We start from the raw sequence: 17,451 nt of genomic DNA, 5'->3' as shown, positions 1-17,451 counted from the left end.
ATGCGTCTGACTGCTGGATCGCCCGCACGCCTCGGCGCAAGCTGGGACGGACGCGGCACCAATTTCGCGCTGTTCTCCGCCAACGCCCACAAGGTCGAGCTCTGCCTGTTCGACACGCAAGGCCGCCGCGAGCTCGAGCGCATCGAGCTGCCGGAGCGAACCGAGGACGTCTGGCATGGATATCTCAACGATGTCTCGCCCGGCCAGCTCTATGGCTACCGCGTGCACGGCCCCTACGAGCCCGAGCAGGGTCATCGCTTCAACGCCAACAAGCTGCTGCTCGACCCCTATGCCAAGCGGCTTTCCGGGCGGCTGGTCTGGAGCGACGCGCATTTCGCCTATCGCACCGGCAGCCCGCGCGAAGATCTGTCCTTCGACCGGCGCGACAATGCGCGCGGCATGCCCAAGGCCGTCGTGGTCGACGAGACCTTCAACTGGGGCCGCCGCGAGATCCGTCCCAACATCCCCTGGGAAGACACCATCATCTACGAGGCCCACGTCAAGGGCCTGACGCAGAAGCGCGACGACGTGCCGCCGAATCTGCGCGGCACCTATGGGGGCCTGTCCTCGCCGGCGATGATCGAGCATCTGAAGAAGCTCGGCGTCACCACGGTCGAGCTTCTGCCGGTGCACAGCTTCGTCGACGACCGCATCCTGGTGGAGAAGAAGCTCGCCAATTACTGGGGCTACAACACCCTGTCCTTCTTCGCGCCCGAGCAGCGCTACGCCCAGGACAACGCGCTCGATTCCTTCCGCACCACGGTCGCACGCCTGCACGATGCCGGCATCGAGGTGATGCTCGACGTCGTCTACAACCACACAGCCGAGGGCAATCACCTCGGCCCGACGCTGTGCTACCGCGGCATCGACAACGCCTCCTATTACTGGCTGAACCGCGACAACCCGCGCTTCTACGACGACTTCACCGGCTGCGGCTCGTCGGTGAACCTCACCCACCCGCGCGTGCTACAGATGGTGATGGATTCCCTGCGCTATTGGGTCGAGGTCTGCCACGTCGACGGCTTCCGGTTCGACCTTGCCACCACGCTCGCACGCGGTCCGAACGGTTTTGACCGCGGCATCTCGTTCCTGACCGCTATCCGGCAGGACCCGGTGCTGGCGTCCGTCAAGCTCGTCGCCGAGCCCTGGGATCTCGGCCTCGGCGGCTACCAGGTCGGCGCATTTCCCTCGCAATGGTCGGAGTGGAACGATCGCTATCGCAGCGCCATGCGCCGCTACTGGAGCGGCGAAGGCAGCCTGATCGGCGACATATCCAGCCGCATGACGGCATCGTCCGACCTGTTCAATCATGACGGACGGCGGCCGCGCGCCAGCATCAACCACATCACCGTCCATGACGGTTTCACGCTGGCCGACCTCTTCAGCTACAACGAGAAGCACAACGAGGCCAATGGCGAGGACAATCGCGACGGCTCCAACGACAACCACAGCAACAATTGCGGCTTCGAAGGCCCGACCGACGATCCCGGAATTATCGGCCTGCGCCGACAGCTTCGCAAGAACGGGCTGGCCTGCCTGATGCTGGCGCAGGGCATTCCGCTGATTCTCGCCGGCGACGAGGTCGGCAATTCGCAATCCGGCAACAACAACGCCTATTGCCAGGACAACGAGGTCGGCTGGGTCGGCTGGGACAATCTCGGCAAGGAGGGCGACGACATGATCGAGTTCGTCGCCGAACTCGCCGACATCCGCCGCCGGTTCTCGCAGCTTCGCAGCCATCGCTGGCTCGACGGCCGCCCCAAGGACGGCATCTCATACGGTGCGCTGTGGCTGACGCCGGCCGGCGACGAAATGACGGAAAGCGACTGGAAGTTTCCCGAGGGGCGGTTTCTCTCCTATGTGATGGGGCCGATGGAACCGGGCAGCGCCGCGATCTTTATCGTACTGAACGCCGCCCCCGAAGAGATCGCATTCAAATTGCCCAAAATGACCGAATACAAGAGCTGGCAGCAGATCCTGAACACGACCGACGCCATGCTGAACACGATCGACTTCCCGCCCGGAAGCGACAGCAAGGCGCCGCCGCGCTCCGTGCTCGCTTTCGCGGGGGCGCTATGAGGCCATCCTTCGGGGCAAGGCCGACGAAGGACGGCCTGTCGTTCCGCCTGTGGGCGCCGGGTGCGCGGCGCGTCGACCTGCTGCTCGACAGACGGCACGCGATGCAGCGCCGGCAGGAGGGGTGGTATGTCGCCGAGATTCCCAACCTGGCCGTTGGCAGCACCTATAAGTTCAGGATCGACGACGAGATCGACGTGCCCGATCCGGCGTCTGCATTCCAGCCCGACGACGTGTTCGGCCCCAGCGAGGTGATCGATCACGATGCTTTCACCTGGCGTGCGCGCGATTGGCGCGGCCGTCCCTGGGAAGAGACGGCGCTGATCGAGACGCATGTCGGCACCTTCACCCCTGAAGGCACCTACCGCGCGATGATCGACAGGCTCGACCATCTCGTTGCGACCGGCATCACCGCGGTCGAACTGATGCCGCTGGCCGATTTCGCCGGCCGCCGCGGCTGGGGTTATGACGGCGTGCTGTGGTATGCGCCCGACAGTGCCTATGGCCGCCCTGATGACCTTAAGACGCTGATCGACGAAGCCCATCTGCGCGGGCTGATGGTGTTCCTCGACGTCGTCTACAACCATTTCGGCCCCGAGGGGAATTACCTTGGCCGCTATGCGCCGTCCTTCTTCGCCGACGCACACACGCCCTGGGGAAGCGCGATCGATTATCGCGTGCCGCAGGTGCGCGCCTTCGCGGTCGAGAACGCGCTGTCCTGGCTCGGCGACTACCGCTTCGACGGTCTGAGGCTGGATGCCGCCAATCACATCATGGCAATCCCCGGCGAGCAGTCGATGCTGCAGGACCTCAGCGTCGCCGCAGGCGAGCTTGCCAAGGCGACGGGGCGGCACATCCATCTCGTGCTGGAGAACGGCGACAACCGCGCCAGCCTGCTCGACGCTGCGCAGGAGCCGCCGAACGGCAAATATCGCGGACAGTGGAACGACGACTATCACCACGCCTGGCACGTGATGCTGACCGGCGAAACCGCCGGTTATTACGCCGACTATCAAACGCCGCGCCTCGATCTCGCCCGCGCCCTCGCCTCCGGCTTCGTCTACCAGGGCGAGATCTCGGAATTCTGGGGCAAGCAGCCGCGCGGCGAGACCAGCGGCGAGCTGCCGCCCGCAACCTTCGTCAACTTCCTGCAAAACCACGACCAGATCGGCAACCGGCCGTTCGGCGACCGGCTCGAGAGCCTGGCATCGCCGCAGCAGATCGAAGCCGCGCTGGCAGTGACCCTGCTCGCGCCGATGGTGCCGATGCTGTTTCAGGGCGAGGAGTGGGGCTCGACCGCGCCCTTCCCGTTCTTCTGCGACTTCCAGGGCGGTCTTGCCGACGCCGTCCGCAAGGGCCGCCGTCAGGAATACGCCTGGGCTTATGAGACCTACGGCGACGAGGTGCCCGACCCGCTCGATCCGGCAACGCCGCAATCGGCCGTGCTCGACTGGACCGGCCACACGCCGGAGCAAGCCGTGCGGCTTGCGCTGGTGCGCGATCTGCTCGCGCTTCGCCACAAGGAGATCGCGCCCCGGCTGAAGGGGGCGAGGTTCGGCGATGCCGAGGCGGCCGACAGCGGCCTGCTGACCGCGCATTGGCGTCTCGGCGACGGCGCGACGCTGCGCCTCGCTGCCAATCTGTCCGACAAGGACATCCCGTACGCCAGCGGCAATGCAGGCACGCCGATCTGGGGCAGTGCAAGCGGCGACCGGCTTTCGCCGTGGTCGGTGGTCTGGCATCTCGGAGATTGATATGCCTTCGGCAATCCCTCTCGCAACTTACCGGCTCCAGCTCACCGCAGAATTCGACTTCGACAAGGCCGCCGCAATCGTCCCCTATCTCAAGGCGCTGGGGATCACGCATCTCTACGCCTCGCCGGTGATGAAGGCGCGCAAGGGCTCGACCCATGGCTACGACACCGTCGATCACAGCCAGCTCAATCCGGAGCTCGGCGGCGAGGCCGGTTTTGTCCGGCTGAGCGAGGCCCTGACCAGGCACGATATCGGCCTCATCATCGACTTCGTGCCCAACCATGTCGGCGTGCATTTTGCCGATAATCCCTGGTGGCTCGACGTACTGGAATGGGGCCAGGCATCGCCCCATGCAGTCTCCTTCGACATCGATTGGGATCAATTGGCCTTCCGTGCGCGCGACGGCGTGCTGCTGCCGATCCTCGGCGCATCCTACGGCGAGGCACTGGAGCGCGGCGATATCGAGCTGCGCTACGACCCGGACGAAGGCAGTTTTTCCGCCTGGTATTTCGAGCATCGCCTGCCGATCGCGCCGGAGCGTTACGGCGAATTGCTGCGCATGATCGTGAAGGAAGCCGACGCCGCCGAGACCGAGGCCGGCAAGCGCCTGCTGTCGCTCGCGGCCCGCTACACGGGACTGCGCCGTCCCAATCGCAAGGAGGCGCCGGGCTTCAAGGCCGAACTCAGGGAGATCGCAGGCAGCGCCGACCTCGTCGCGCGCGGCCTCGATGCCTATCGCGCCGCCAAGGACCGTCCCGCGCAGACGCTGACGCTGCATCATCTGCTGGAGCGCCAGCACTACAAGCTCGGGCACTGGCGCCTTGCCTCCAGCGACATCAATTATCGCCGCTTCTTCGACGTCAACGGCCTCGCCGGGCTGCGCGTCGAGGATGCCGGCACGTTCGCCGCAACGCACCGGCTGGTGAAGCAACTCGTTGCCGACGGCAGACTGCAAGGCATCCGCCTCGATCACATCGACGGCCTGCGCGATCCCGCGCAATATTGCCAGCGGCTGCGCCGGCTGGTGCGCGACGCGCAGGGCAAGACAAAGCCGTTCTATACGGTGATCGAGAAGATCCTGTGCGAGCACGAGCGCCTGCCGCACTTCGCCGGCGTCCAGGGCACCACCGGCTATGAGTGGATGAACGCCATCACTCACGTCCTCGTCGACGCCAAGGGGCTGGAGGCCCTGGACGAAACCTGGCGGCAGATCAGCAACCGGCCGCCACGGCTCGCGCCGTACGTCAAGGACGCCAAGCGGCGCGTGCTGGAGACGCTGTTGACCAGCGAATTCACGGTGCTGACGCGCCTGCTCGCGCGCATCGCCAACGGCCATTATTCGACCCGCGACTTTTCCGCCGACAGCCTGCGGCAGGCGCTCGAGCTCTATGTGCTGCATTTCCCGGTGTACCGTACCTACCTGACGACGAGCGCGCCGGCGGCGCATGATCGCAAGCTGATCGACGACACCATTGTGCGCGCCCGTGCGGAATGGTTCGCCGCGGACGAAGGCATCTTCGATTTCCTGCGCGATGCGCTCACCATGGACCTGCTCAAGCCGGGCCGCCTCCCGCACAGCGCCCCGCGGGTGCGCCGCTTTGCGCTGAAGGTGCAGCAATTCACAGGGCCGATGATGGCGAAGTCGCTGGAGGACACCGCCTTCTATCAATTCCACCGGCTGCTGGCCCTGAACGAGGTTGGCGGCGATCCCGCGAGCAAGGGCCTCACCATTGGCGCTTTCCACGAGATCATGCAGGCCCGCGCCAGGGAATGGCCGCAAGGGATGACGGCGACCGCCACGCATGACACCAAACGCGGCGAGGACACCCGCGCGCGGATCGCTGCCTTGAGTGAAATTCCCGGCGAATGGACCAGCGCCGTGGCACGCTGGAAAGTCCTGAACGCCCCGCACCTCGCGCTCGACGGCAATCTGCGCGCGCCGTCGGCGACTTTCGAATACATGCTCTACCAGACCCTGCTCGGCGCCTGGCCGCTTCAGGAGAAGGCCGATGCCGGCTTCGTCGAGCGTATCCAGGCCTATGCGCTCAAGGCCGCGCGCGAGGGCAAGGAAGAGACGAGCTGGCTCAACCCCCATGGGGCGTATGAGAGCGGCGTAACGAGCTTCATCGCGAAGATTCTCGATCCTGCGCAATCAGCCGAATTTCTGGAGGCGCTGCAGACCCTGGCCCGCCGCATCGCGCTGCTTGGGGCGCTGAACGCGCTCAGCCAGCTCACGCTCAAGGCGACCCTGCCCGGCGTGCCCGACTTATACCAGGGCACCGAATTCTGGGACCTTTCGCTGGTCGATCCCGACAACCGCCGCCCGGTGGATTTTTCCGCGCGCCACGCGGCGCTGAGTACGCTGGACGATCCGGATTGGGATAAGCTGATCAAGAGCTGGCCCGACGGCCGGCTCAAGCTGGCCTGGACGCGCCACCTCCTCAAGCTGCGCAACGAGCTTCCTGACGTTTTCGCCCGAGGCGACTACCAGCCGCTTCAGGTGCGGGGCGCCCATGCCGACCATGTGGTCGCGTTCGTCCGCCGGCATGGCCGTGCCGCGGCCATCATCCTGGTCGGCCGCCAGTTCGCACCTTTCGCGCAAGCAGGACGCGAATGGCCGACACACGATGGTTTCGACGCAACCGTCGACGTCGCGGGCTACGACGTGCCGGATCTCGCGGGCAACGATCTGTCGCTGGCGCAGGCTTTTCGCAATTTCCCCGCAGCCGTCATCGCGGCACGAACCGCGGGTGCGGCGAAGCCGGTCCGGCAGCGCGCCCGCGCTTGAACGCTAGCTTTTTCCGTCCTTGCTCAGCAGCAACTGGCCGCGCTTGCGGATCGTGGCCTGCGCCATCTCGGCGAAGCGCTGCAGCAGCCAGGGCAACACCACCTCAACCTTGACATGGTCGTCGGCAACGTCGACCTGCCCCGTCGCGACCTGGCCCATTGCGCGGATGCGAAAATTCATGGTGTCGCCGCTCCAGCGCTCCTCCTCGACCTGCATCACGGGAATGCTTGTTGCGGCACGGCCGAGCCCGGTCTTGAGCCGGCGCACCGCTTCCTCGCGGCCGAGACGATGCGGGATGGAAACGACAAGTGGTGCTGACATGGCCCTGCCCTGTAAGTGATTGATCCTCACATAGTCATGCCGGTCGCGAGGCCAAAGGTTCCATCCGCCTTACCAGCCACGCCCTGTTTCATATCTGGAACTTTAAAACCTGCGGCAAGTTGCCCTGAGCACAACATAGCAACCCTTTGACGAAGGGCTGGAGGAGATTCGCATGTCTATCGGTACAATCATCCTGATCATTTTGGTCATCGCGCTGCTCGGCGGCTTCAGCGGCATCGGCGGCGGCCCGTTCTACGGCACCGGCTATTACGGCGGCGGCGGCCTCGGGCTAATCATCGTAATCCTGCTGATCCTGCTGCTGATGGGACGGATCTAGCGACTGACATCGCAGGGTGGGCAAAAGGCGCAACGCGCCGTGCCCACCTCTTCCTCGCGACGCAGGAAAGCTGGTGGGCAAGCTTCGCTTTGCCCACCCTACTTCGTTTTCGCCGCAAGCTTCTTCATCGCCGCCTTGATGGGCGCGGCCGCATCATCATAATTCTCCCACGCCTTCGAGCGGCCGAGCAATCCCGGCACGGTCCGCACCGTGTACCGCTTCGGATCGAGGTCGCCCTTCGCCTGCGCCCACGTCACAGGCATCGACACGGTCGCTCCATCGCGCGCCCGGGGCGATAAGGGCGCGACCGCCGTCGACATGCGATCATTGCGCAGATAATCGAGGAAGATCTTCCCGTTGCGCAGTTTCTTGGACATGTTGAGCAGATAGCGCTCGGGATCGTCGTCGGCCATCCACTGGCAGATGCCCTGCGCGAAGGCCTTGGCTTCCTTCCAGCTCACCTTGTCGCGGGCGCCATGGCGCAGCGGCACCACCAAATGCAGACCCTTGCCGCCGGTGGTCTTGCAAAAACTCTCCATGCCGACATCGGCCAGCCGCTGCCGCATCTCCTTGGCCGCCTCGACCACGTCGGCAAACTCGACGTCCGGCGCCGGGTCGAGGTCGAACACCAGGCGGCCCGGCGTGTCATACGCGCCCGGCGCGCAATTCCAGGGATGCAGTTCGAGGCCACCGATCTGCGCGACCGCGGCAAGCCCCTCGACACGGTCAATCTGCAAGTACGGCTTCCGGTCGCCTGAGACTTTTGCCAGTTCAAGCAGGTTCGAGCTCCCCGGCATGGCGTGGCGCTGGAAGAATTTTTCGCCACCGATGCCATCCGGCGCGCGCACGATCGAGCAGGGGCGGCCCTTGAGATGTTCGATCATCCAGCCGCCGACCGCCTCGAAATACCGCGCGAGATCGAGCTTCGTGACGCCCTCGCCGTCGCCGCCGTCCGGCCACAGCTCCTTGTCCGGCTTGGAAATCAAGACGCCCATCACCTCGGCAGTGCCGGCGCCCTTCTTTTTGCTGGAGTTTGGCGCAGAACGTCTCTTCGGCGAAGGCTCAGCGAGCTCGGTATCAACTGGCGTCTCCGCCTCGACCTCCTCCGCCGGCTTGTCTTGCCGCAGCCCCTTGAAGGCGGCCTGACGAATGTTGCCGTCGGCGGTGAAGCCGGCGAACTCGATCTCGGCGACGAGTTCCGGCTTCAGCCAGTGCACTTCGCGGTCTTTTTTCGGTGCGTTCTTGCCGCCGAACGGGCTTTGCTTCGCCTCCATGGCCTTCAAGGACGGCATGATGCGCTTGACCATGTCCGCGCCGAAGCCGGTGCCGACCATGCCGACGAAGGCGAGATGATCGCCGCGGTGCACGCCGGCCATCAGCGAGCGGAATTTGCCGTTGGTCGTCTTGTAGCCGCCGATCACGACCTCATGGCCGGCGCGGCATTTGGCCTTGGTCCAGCTCTCGGTGCGGCCGGAGCGATAGGGCGCGTCCAGCTTCTTTGACACCACGCCTTCCAGCTCGAGCTTGCAGGCCGATTGCAGCACGGCGTCGCCGCTGCTCTCGAAATGATCGACATAGCGGATCTGGCTCGATTTGCGCTTGCGCGCTTCCAGAAGTTCCTTCAGCCGCGCCTTGCGCTCGCCGAGCGGCAGACGGCGATGATCGAGGCCGTCCGCGAACAAGAGGTCGAAGGCGAAGAAGATGAGCTCGTCGGTCTTGCCGTCCGATAGCGCAGCCTGGAGCGAGGAGAAATTCGGTGCGCCATTGTGGTCCAGCGCGACGATCTCGCCGTCGATGATCACGTCCGTCAGCACACCCGCTTCCTTCGCAATCGCGGCGAACTTGTCGGTCCAGTCGAGACCTTTTCGCGTCTTCAGCGTCGCCTCGCCCTCCTCGACGCGGAGCTGCACGCGATAACCGTCGAACTTGATCTCGTGGCACCAGCCCTCGCCGCCCGGCGGCCGCTCGACTGGCGTGCAGAGCTGCGGCGCCACGAAGTCCGGCATCTCCGCGACCTTCTTGGCGTTCGAGGCCGTCGTCGTCTTCCCTGCCTTCCGGGTCTTCAAGGCCGTGCGCGGCGCCGGCATGACCGTGCGCCCTTTCGTCTCGTCGGCCCGGTTGGACTGCCAGACCGCGTCCGCCTTGGTCCTGGCGCCCTTCGCCAGCATGAACGGTTTTGGCGCGCGGCCCTTGCCTTCGGCGATCTGATCCATCGCACGGCCGGAGGCGACCGACTTGTCCTCGCTGAGAATGTCCTCGCCCTCGGCCGCATATTCGTCGCGGTGCTTGATCAGGAGCCAATTGGTGCGCTTGCCGCCGCTGCGGTCATTGCGCATGCGCACCAGCACCCAGCTTCCGTGCAGCTTGTCGCCATGCAGGGTGAACTTGAGATCGCCTTTCTTGAAGCCGGCTTCCGGATCATCCGATTCCCAGGTGCCGCGGTCCCACAGCATCACCGTGCCGCCGCCATATTGTCCCTCGGGGATGGTGCCTTCGAAATCGCCATAGTCGAGCGGATGGTCCTCGACCTCGACCGCCAGGCGCTTGTCATGCGGGTCAAGCGAAGGACCCTTCGTCACGGCCCAGGACTTGAAGACACCGTCGAATTCGAGGCGGAGATCGTAATGAAGGCGGGTGGCGTCATGCTTCTGGATCACGAAACGCCGCTGCTTCGATGGCGCCACTGCGGTCTTGCCGGACGGCTCCGGTGTCTTCTCGAAGTCACGCTTCTGTCGGTAGGTGGAGAGTTTTCGCAGCACGACCGGTCCCGCATTATCTAATCGCGTTAAAGCCTATCACGGCAAAAGTCCCAGCCGGAACCAAAACCCCGGAGCCCGGTTGGAGTTCCTGAAAAGCCTTGGAATCGCTGGAGAATGGAATGGCCCCCCGTGCCTATTGGAAGGGAACGTTGAAGCTCTCGCTGGTCAGTTGTCCGGTCGTGCTTTATCCCGCGACCACTGCGGCCGAGAAGACGCGGTTTCACATGATCAACCGCGAGACCGGCAACAGGCTCAAGCAGCAGATGGTCGATGCCGAGACCGGCGACGTCGTCGAAAGCGACCAGAAGGGGCGCGGCTACGAGCTGCGAAAGGGCAAATATGTCGAGATCGAGCCGGAAGAGCTCGAGGCGCTCCAGATCGAGAGCAATCACACCATCGACATCGAGAGCTTCGTGCCGAGCGAGGAGATCGACCAGCGCTATCTCAACCACCCCTATTACATCGCGCCCGACGGTAAGGCTGCGGTCGACGCCTTCGCCGTGATCCGCGATGCCATGAAGGACCAGGACCGCGTCGCGCTCGCCAAGATCGTGCTCACCAACCGCGAGCACATCATCGCCATCGAGCCGCTCGGCAAGGGCCTGCTGGGCACCACGCTGCGCTTCCCATACGAGCTGCGCGAAGAGGACCAGTTCTTCGACGACATCAAGAACCCGAAGACCACCAAGGACATGGTCGAGCTCGCCGGCCACATCCTGCATACCAAGGCCTCGCATTTCGACCCCAGCAAGTTCAAGGACGAATACGAGAACGCCCTGAAGGCGCTAGTGAAGCGCAAGGCCAGCGGCAGGAAGATCGAGCTGCCGGAGCCCGAAGAGCGGCCGAGCAACGTCGTCAACCTGATGGACGCGCTGAAGCAGAGCCTGAAGGGACGCGGCGGAAAGAAAACGGCAGCGAAGGCTCACGCGCGCCGCGCGACGGGGCGTAGCCGCAGCGCGAAGAAGACGCATCGTTCGACAGCCCGACACCGGAAGGCGGGTTAACCCATTCCGTCATTGCGAGCGCAGAGAAGCAATCCAGAATCTTTCCGCGGAGACAGCCTGGATTGCTTCTCTGCGCTCGCAATGACGGGTATGGCCGGAAACGCGCTCTTCAGTCCTACGGCGTGAAATACACTAATCTCCCGCCTTCAGCCGGTAGCCGATCCCCGTCTCCGTCAGCACATATTGCGGACGCTCCGGATCGGCCTCGATCTTCTGGCGGAGCTGGCGGACATAGACGCGCAGATATTGCGCGTCGGTCAGCTCGTCCCACAGCTCCTTGAGCAGGAAGCGATGGGTCAGCACCTTGCCGGCGTGCTGCACGAGCACACGCAGCAGATCGTATTCCTTCGGCGACAGCTTGATGTCGCGCTCGCCGATCTTGACGATGCGGCGGACGAGATCGACCGAGAGATCGCCGCTGCGAAAGATCGGGCGCTCGCCCTGGACCTGCAACTGGTGACGCAGCGCGGCGCGCAGGCGCGCCAGCAGCTCGTCCATGCCGAACGGTTTGGTCAGGTAGTCGTCGGCGCCGAGATCGAGCGCCTGCACCTTGCCGGCCTCGTCCCCGCGGCTCGACAGCACCACGATCGGCACGCTTTCGTTGCGGGCGCGGATGGTGCGCAGCAGCTCGTGGCCCTGGACGTCGGGCAAGCCTAGATCGAGGATGATAAGCGCGGGCTCTTCGCTGAGCTTTTCCAGCGCGGTCTTGCCGTTCGGCGCCTCCAGGATCTCATAGCCCTGCGTCGTCAGCCCCATCCGCAGCAATTTGCGGATCGGCGGCTCGTCGTCGATGACCAGCACCTTGATGGGGGCAGCGCTCATGCGGCGGTATCCAATGAGTGGGTCTGTGCCGGAACAGGCAGACGGATGGTCAGGACCGCGCCGCTCCGGTCATTGCGGTTGGCGGCCGCGATCGTGCCGCGCATCGCCTCGACGAAGCCGCGGGAGATGGCAAGGCCGAGCCCGGTGCCCGGGCGGACGTGATCGCCCTTCTGCGCGCGGTAGAACTTGTCGAACACGCTCTCGAGCTCGTCCGGCGGAATGCCGTCGCCTTCGTCGGCGACCTGAAGCACCACATGATCCCTGTCGCGCTGGCTCCTGATCGAGATCGTGGTGTCGGGCCGCGAATATTTGGCGGCGTTGTCGAGCAGGTTGAACAGCACCTGCTCGAATAGCACGGCATCGAGCTGGAGCATGGGGAGGTCCGCGGCAAGCACCAGCTCGACCTTGTGGGCGGTGAGAATCTTGGCTGCCCGTCGCAGCGCGCTGCCGACGATCTCGCCGAGGTCGTGCAGCGCCGTGTTGGGCACGATGGCACCGGATTCGAGCTTGGTCATGTCGAGCAGATTGGCGATGAAGCGGTTGAGCCGCTCGGACTCGTCGATCACGGTGGCGAGCAGGTCGCGCTTCTCGGTGTCGGACAACGCCCCGGCGAGATCGCGCATGGTCGAGGCGGCCCCCAGCACGGACGCGAGCGGCGTCTTGAGATCGTGCGAAATCGAGGTCAGCAGCGCCGAGCGCAGCCGCTCGGACTCGACGGTCCGCTTGACGCGGTCCATGTCCTCGACCAGCAGCACGCGCTCGATCGCGAGCGCGCCCTGGTCGACCAGCGCGTCGAGAAGCCGTCGCTGGTCCGGCGTCAGCAAGGGACCTGTGCGATCGTCGTCGATGCCGATGACGCCGATCGGGCCGCGCCCGGTACGCATCGGCAGGAACAGCCGTTTTGCACCCGGCAGCGTGTCCGAGCCGCGGCCGGCCGTGCGATCGTTGCTCCAGGCCCAGTTGGCGGCGGCAAGATCGGCCTGGTCGAGCTCATCCTCCGGCGGATAACCGGACTTGACCGTGAGCAGGCCGTCCTCGGGCAACAACAGCACCACGCGGACCTTCAGCATCAGCGCGGTCTGATAGGCGGTCGCCCACAGCACGTCATCGAGCGTGGCGGTGCCCGCAAGCTTGCGGCTGAACGCATAGAGCTGCTCGGTCGTGCGGATGCGGCCGATCGCGGTGTCGGCCTGGGTCCGCACCCGTCCCGCAACGTTCGACACCACAAACGCAATCAGCATGAAGAAGAAGAACGCCGCGACATTGGTCGGATCGGTAATCGTGAACGTGTAGACCGGCGGCAGGAAGAAGAAATTATACGCCAGCGACGCCGCTATGCTCGCCAGGAGCGACGGCCATAGCCCATAGCGAACGGCCACGGCGACCACCGCGGTCAGGAACATCAGGTCGACGTTTTCGATGCCGAAATAGGGCTTGATGCCCACCGCTGCGGCAAGGCCGAGCGCAGTGATCCCGAGCGCCTTCAGATAGGGACGTGCGTCAAACGGCTCGGAACGTGCCGCGGTCTGGATCGCCGACTTCGGCGCGGGCTCGATCGCGAGCTCATCGCCGGGAATGACGTGAACGCTGATATTGCCGGCACTGCGCACCAGATCATGCACGACGGAACCGCGCGTCAATTCGAACCACCGCGATCGCGTCGACTTGCCGATCACGATCTGGGTGACGTTGTTGCCTTGCGCGAAATTGATGACGTCGTCGGCGATGCGGCGGCCGACGGCGGGGATGGTCAGGGCCTCGCCGCCGAGCGCTTCCGCGAGCCGCAGCGTATCGGCGACCCGGTCGCGCTCTTCGTCGGAAAGCTGGAGCGAGCGCCGTGTCTCGATCGAGATCGCGGTGAACGCCGCATGCAATCGGTCGGCCAGCCGCTTGGTGTAGCGCACGAGGCTCGCAGCGCGCGGGTCCTCGCTGACGCAGACGAGAATGCGCTCGCCTGCGGCCCAGGGCCCGGCGATAGCGTTCGCCTGCATGTGCGTGAGCAGCTGCTCGTCGACCCGCTCCGCCGTGCGCCGCAGCGCCAGCTCGCGCAGCGCGGTCAGATTGCCCGGCGAGAAATAATGCTCCAGCGCGCGCTCGGCCTGCTTGGGCACATAGACCTTGCCCTCCTTCAGCCGCTGGATCAAGTCGTCAGGCGTGAGGTCGATCAGCTCGATCGCATCGGCGCGGTCGAATACCGAATCGGGCACCGTCTCGCGCACCCGCACATGGGTGATCTGCGCGACGACGTCGTTGAGGCTCTCGATGTGCTGGATGTTGACGGCGGTGTAGACGTCGATGCCGTGGGAGAGCAGCTCCTCGACGTCGAGATAGCGTTTTGGATGGCGGCTGCCAGCCGCATTGGTGTGGGCGAGCTCGTCGACCAAGGCGATTTTCGGCCGCCTTGCGATCACCGCATCGAGGTCCATCTCCTCGACGATCTGGCTGCGGTAGTCGAGCCGCTTGCGCGGGACCACCTCGAGCCCCCGCACCAGAGCCTCGGTCTCGGCGCGGCCATGGGTCTCGACGAAGCCGACCACGACGTCGATGCCGGCCTTGCGCTTGGCGTGGGCGCTCTGCAGCATCTCGTAGGTCTTGCCGACGCCGGGGGCGGCGCCGACAAAGATCTTCAACTTGCCGCTCGCGCCCTCCTCCCGGCGCGCAGCTTCCAGCAGCGCCTCGGGAGACGGCCGTTGTTCGGGATCGCGGCGCTCTCGGACCATCAGGCCAATATAGTCATCCGGGCATTCCTAGCATAGAGCGCTACTTCGCGGCCACACGATCAAGCGCGAGGTTCAGCGCCAATACGTTAACGCGGGGTTCGCCAAGCAGGCCGAGCCAACGGCCCTGCGTGGTGGAGGCCACGAGCTGCTTCAGCGTGTCTTCCGGCATATTCCGAGCCTTGGCGATCCGCGGCACCTGGAATTCGGCAGCTTCCGGCGAGATGTCCGGATCGAGACCACTGGCCGAGGTCGTGACCAGGTCAACCGGCACGGCCGCGTTCGGGTTCTCACTCTTGAGCCTGTCCACGTCTTCCTTCAACCGGTCGGCCAGCGCCTTGCTGGTCGGACCGAGATTGGAGCCGCCGGAGTTGGCGGCGTTGTAGGGCGCCGAGACCGTCTTGGTCGAGTCGTTCGGGTCCGGCGCGAGCGTCGCCGAGGGGCGGCCGTGGAAGTATTTGTCGTCCTTGAACTCCTGCCCGATCAGGGCGGAGCCGATCACCTTGCCGTCCTTCTCGATCAGGCTGCCTTGCGCCTGCGCCGGGAAGATCGCGCCGGCGATAGCCGTCATCGCGAGCGGATAGGCCAGGCCCGTGATGGCGGTCAGCACCAGCAGCAGGACGATGGCGGGGCGGATTTCTCTGAGCATGTTAGGTCTCCAAATATATCGTCATTGCGAGCGAAGCGAAGCATTCCAGGGTCTTTCCACCGAGGCAGTCTGGATTGCTTCGTCGCTTCGCTCCTCGCAATGACGGGTTAGGCCAGATGCAAGGCGACGACGACGAGGTCGATCGCCTTGATGCCGATAAAGGGAATGACGATACCGCCGAGGCCGTAGATCAGCAGGTTGCGTCGAAGCAAAGCGCCGGCACCGACCGCACGATAGGCGACGCCCTTCAGCGCCAGCGGGATCAACCCAATGATGATCAACGCGTTGAAGATGATCGCCGACAGGATGGCGCTTTGCGGGCTCGACAGGTTCATGACGTTGAGCACGTTGAGCTGCGGATAGAATGCCAGGAACATCGCCGGGATGATCGCAAAATACTTTGCGACGTCGTTGGCGATCGAGAACGTGGTCAGTGCACCGCGCGTCATCAGCAGCTGCTTGCCGATCTCGACTACCTCGATCAGCTTGGTCGGGTTGGAATCGAGGTCGACCATGTTGCCGGCCTCGCGGGCCGCCTGGGTGCCGGTGTTCATGGCGACACCGACGTCGGCCTGCGCGAGCGCCGGCGCGTCGTTGGTGCCGTCGCCGCACATGGCCACCAGCTTGCCCTTGGCCTGCTCGTCGCGGATCAGCTTGAGCTTGTCCTCGGGAGTTGCCTGCGCCAGGAAATCGTCGACGCCGGCCTCCGCCGCGATCGCCGCGGCCGTCATCGGGTTGTCGCCCGTGATCATGACGGTACGGATGCCCATGCGGCGCAGCTCGGCAAAGCGCTCGCGGATGCCGCCCTTGACGATGTCCTTGAGCTGAACGACGCCGAGCAGCTTGCCGTCCCTGGCGACAGCAAGCGGGGTACCGCCCGCCTTCGCAATGTCGTCCGCAATGGTCTGGACCTCGCGTCCGATGTCCGACAGCGCCACCGGCTGGATGGCCCGTGCGGTGTTGCCGGAAGCGACGGCCAGCGGCGCGCCGCCCCCGACATAATTGAGCATGGCATCGACCGCGCCCTTGCGCACCGACGAGCCGCCGGCATCGACGCCGCTCATGCGGGTCTGCGCCGTGAACGGGATGAACGTCGCGCCAAGCTCGGCCATGTCGCGCCCGCGAATGCCATACTTCTCTTTCGCCAGCACGACGATGGAACGGCCTTCCGGCGTCTCGTCGGCGAGTGAGGCAAGCTGAGCTGCGTCCGCCAGCTCCTGCTCGGTCACGCCGCGAACCGGACGGAACGCAGTCGCCTGGCGATTGCCGAGCGTGATCGTTCCGGTCTTGTCCAGCAGCAGCGTATCGACGTCGCCGGCGGCCTCGACGGCGCGGCCCGACATCGCCAGCACGTTGAAGCGCACCAGGCGATCCATGCCGGCGATGCCGATCGCCGACAGCAGCGCACCGATCGTCGTCGGGATCAACGTCACGAACAGCGCGACCAGCACGATCACCGAGATCGAGCCGCCGGCATAAGCCGCATAGCTCGGGATGGTGACGGTGGCGAACACGAAGATGATGGTGAGACCCGCGAGCAGAATGTTGAGCGCGATCTCGTTCGGCGTCTTCGCCCGCTCGGCGCCCTCGACCAGCTTGATCATGCGGTCGATGAAGGTCGAGCCCTGCGCCGCCGTGATGCGGACGCGGATCCAGTCGGACAGCACCTGCGTGCCGCCGGTCACCGCCGAACGGTCGCCGCCGGACTCGCGGATCACGGGCGCGGACTCACCCGTGATGGCGGCCTCGTTGACGGAGGCGACGCCCTCGATCACCTCGCCGTCGGAGGGGATGGTATCGCCCGCCTCGACCAGCACGATGTCGCCGACCTTCAGGCTGGTGCCCGGCACGAGCTGGAAGGCCTGCCCGGCGCCGGTCAGCAGCTTGGCCTGGCTCTCGGTGCGGGTCTTGCGCAGCGAATCGGCCTGCGCCTTGCCGCGGCCTTCGGCGACCGCTTCGGCGAAATTGGCGAACAGCACCGTGAACCAGAGCCAGAGGATGATCTGGAAGGTGAAGCCGAGATTCGCGCCGCCGGTGACGAGGTCGCGCAGGAAGATCACCGTGGTGAGCGCGGCCACGGTCTCGACCACGAACATCACGGGATTTCTGATCATCAGCCGCGGGTCGAGCTTGGTGAAGGACGCGCGAATCGCGGGCACGACGATCTTGGGATCGAGCATCGCCGAGACGGAAGCGCGTTTTTGCAGTTTCATCGTATCCATGG

Annotated in this window: 11 protein-coding genes; 5 read left to right on the top strand and 6 right to left on the bottom strand. The window is 65.1% G+C overall.

What is annotated here, in order from left to right:
* Genes glgX through treY form a run of 3 tightly spaced genes read left to right on the top strand, consistent with a single transcriptional unit; the run spans position 1 to position 6,618 of the window.
* On the top strand, positions 1-2,079 hold the full coding sequence (gene glgX, locus NR187_RS05120; protein ID WP_256805903.1) for a glycogen debranching protein GlgX: 2,079 nt from the start codon (positions 1-3) through the stop codon (positions 2,077-2,079).
* Entirely contained in the window at positions 2,076-3,830 is a 1,755-nt protein-coding gene (gene treZ, locus NR187_RS05115; protein WP_256805902.1) for a malto-oligosyltrehalose trehalohydrolase, read from the top strand. The genes glgX and treZ overlap by 4 nt, the downstream gene beginning before the upstream one ends.
* A 1-nt stretch (position 3,831) precedes the next feature.
* Positions 3,832-6,618: a malto-oligosyltrehalose synthase gene (gene treY / locus NR187_RS05110; RefSeq protein WP_256805901.1), complete on the top strand. Its 2,787-nt coding sequence runs from the start codon at positions 3,832-3,834 to the stop codon at positions 6,616-6,618.
* 3 nt (positions 6,619-6,621) lie between these two features.
* Here treY and NR187_RS05105 read toward each other — a convergent pair whose 3' ends face one another.
* Positions 6,622-6,939 carry a polyhydroxyalkanoic acid system family protein gene (locus NR187_RS05105; protein WP_211384335.1) on the bottom strand — a complete coding sequence of 106 codons (318 nt, stop codon included), beginning with the start codon at positions 6,937-6,939 and terminating at the stop codon, positions 6,622-6,624.
* Positions 6,940-7,111: 172 nt separating this feature from the next.
* On the opposite strand from NR187_RS05105, the gene NR187_RS05100 reads away from it, so the two are divergent.
* Positions 7,112-7,276 (top strand): DUF3309 family protein, encoded by a 165-nt coding sequence (locus NR187_RS05100; protein WP_211384334.1) that lies wholly within the window; start codon positions 7,112-7,114, stop codon positions 7,274-7,276.
* Positions 7,277-7,374: 98 nt separating this feature from the next.
* Here NR187_RS05100 and ligD read toward each other — a convergent pair whose 3' ends face one another.
* A complete protein-coding gene (gene ligD, locus NR187_RS05095; RefSeq protein ID WP_256805900.1) occupies positions 7,375-10,035 on the bottom strand; it encodes a DNA ligase D in 2,661 nt (886 codons plus the stop codon).
* Positions 10,036-10,154: 119 nt separating this feature from the next.
* On the opposite strand from ligD, the gene NR187_RS05090 reads away from it, so the two are divergent.
* Entirely contained in the window at positions 10,155-11,039 is an 885-nt protein-coding gene (locus NR187_RS05090) for a Ku protein (RefSeq protein ID WP_256805899.1), read from the top strand.
* A 132-nt stretch (positions 11,040-11,171) separates the two neighbouring features.
* Here NR187_RS05090 and NR187_RS05085 read toward each other — a convergent pair whose 3' ends face one another.
* From NR187_RS05085 to kdpB, 4 genes are all read right to left on the bottom strand, one after another.
* Positions 11,172-11,861: a response regulator gene (locus NR187_RS05085; RefSeq protein WP_211384331.1), complete on the bottom strand. Its 690-nt coding sequence runs from the start codon at positions 11,859-11,861 to the stop codon at positions 11,172-11,174.
* Positions 11,858-14,581: a sensor histidine kinase KdpD gene (locus tag NR187_RS05080; RefSeq protein ID WP_256805898.1), complete on the bottom strand. Its 2,724-nt coding sequence runs from the start codon at positions 14,579-14,581 to the stop codon at positions 11,858-11,860. The genes NR187_RS05085 and NR187_RS05080 overlap by 4 nt, the downstream gene beginning before the upstream one ends.
* Positions 14,582-14,621: 40 nt before the next feature.
* Complete coding sequence (locus NR187_RS05075; RefSeq protein WP_256805896.1) at positions 14,622-15,227, bottom strand: K(+)-transporting ATPase subunit C; 606 nt, start codon at positions 15,225-15,227, stop codon at positions 14,622-14,624.
* A gap of 107 nt (positions 15,228-15,334) precedes the next feature.
* Positions 15,335-17,449 carry a potassium-transporting ATPase subunit KdpB gene (gene kdpB, locus NR187_RS05070; protein ID WP_211384328.1) on the bottom strand — a complete coding sequence of 705 codons (2,115 nt, stop codon included), beginning with the start codon at positions 17,447-17,449 and terminating at the stop codon, positions 15,335-15,337.
* Positions 17,450-17,451 lie beyond the last annotated feature (2 nt).

The sequence above is a fragment of the Bradyrhizobium sp. Bra64 genome (assembly GCF_024519875.1).
GTDB classification, from domain to species: Bacteria; Pseudomonadota; Alphaproteobacteria; order Rhizobiales; family Xanthobacteraceae; genus Bradyrhizobium; species Bradyrhizobium japonicum_G.
The sequence above is the reverse complement of the archived record's forward strand: the minus strand, read 5'-3'. Positions and strand labels throughout refer to the sequence as shown.

Coding starts and splice junctions, on each gene's coding strand:
- treY (WP_256805901.1), top strand. CDS start 3,832: ATGCCTTCGGCAATCCCTCTCGCAACTTACCGGCTCCAGCTCACCGCA.
- kdpB (WP_211384328.1), bottom strand. CDS start 17,449: ATGGATACGATGAAACTGCAAAAACGCGCTTCCGTCTCGGCGATGCTC.
- treZ (WP_256805902.1), top strand. CDS start 2,076: ATGAGGCCATCCTTCGGGGCAAGGCCGACGAAGGACGGCCTGTCGTTC.
- NR187_RS05100 (WP_211384334.1), top strand. CDS start 7,112: ATGTCTATCGGTACAATCATCCTGATCATTTTGGTCATCGCGCTGCTC.
- NR187_RS05080 (WP_256805898.1), bottom strand. CDS start 14,581: ATGGTCCGAGAGCGCCGCGATCCCGAACAACGGCCGTCTCCCGAGGCG.
- glgX (WP_256805903.1), top strand. CDS start 1: ATGCGTCTGACTGCTGGATCGCCCGCACGCCTCGGCGCAAGCTGGGAC.
- NR187_RS05105 (WP_211384335.1), bottom strand. CDS start 6,939: ATGTCAGCACCACTTGTCGTTTCCATCCCGCATCGTCTCGGCCGCGAG.
- NR187_RS05075 (WP_256805896.1), bottom strand. CDS start 15,227: ATGCTCAGAGAAATCCGCCCCGCCATCGTCCTGCTGCTGGTGCTGACC.
- NR187_RS05085 (WP_211384331.1), bottom strand. CDS start 11,861: ATGAGCGCTGCCCCCATCAAGGTGCTGGTCATCGACGACGAGCCGCCG.
- NR187_RS05090 (WP_256805899.1), top strand. CDS start 10,155: ATGGCCCCCCGTGCCTATTGGAAGGGAACGTTGAAGCTCTCGCTGGTC.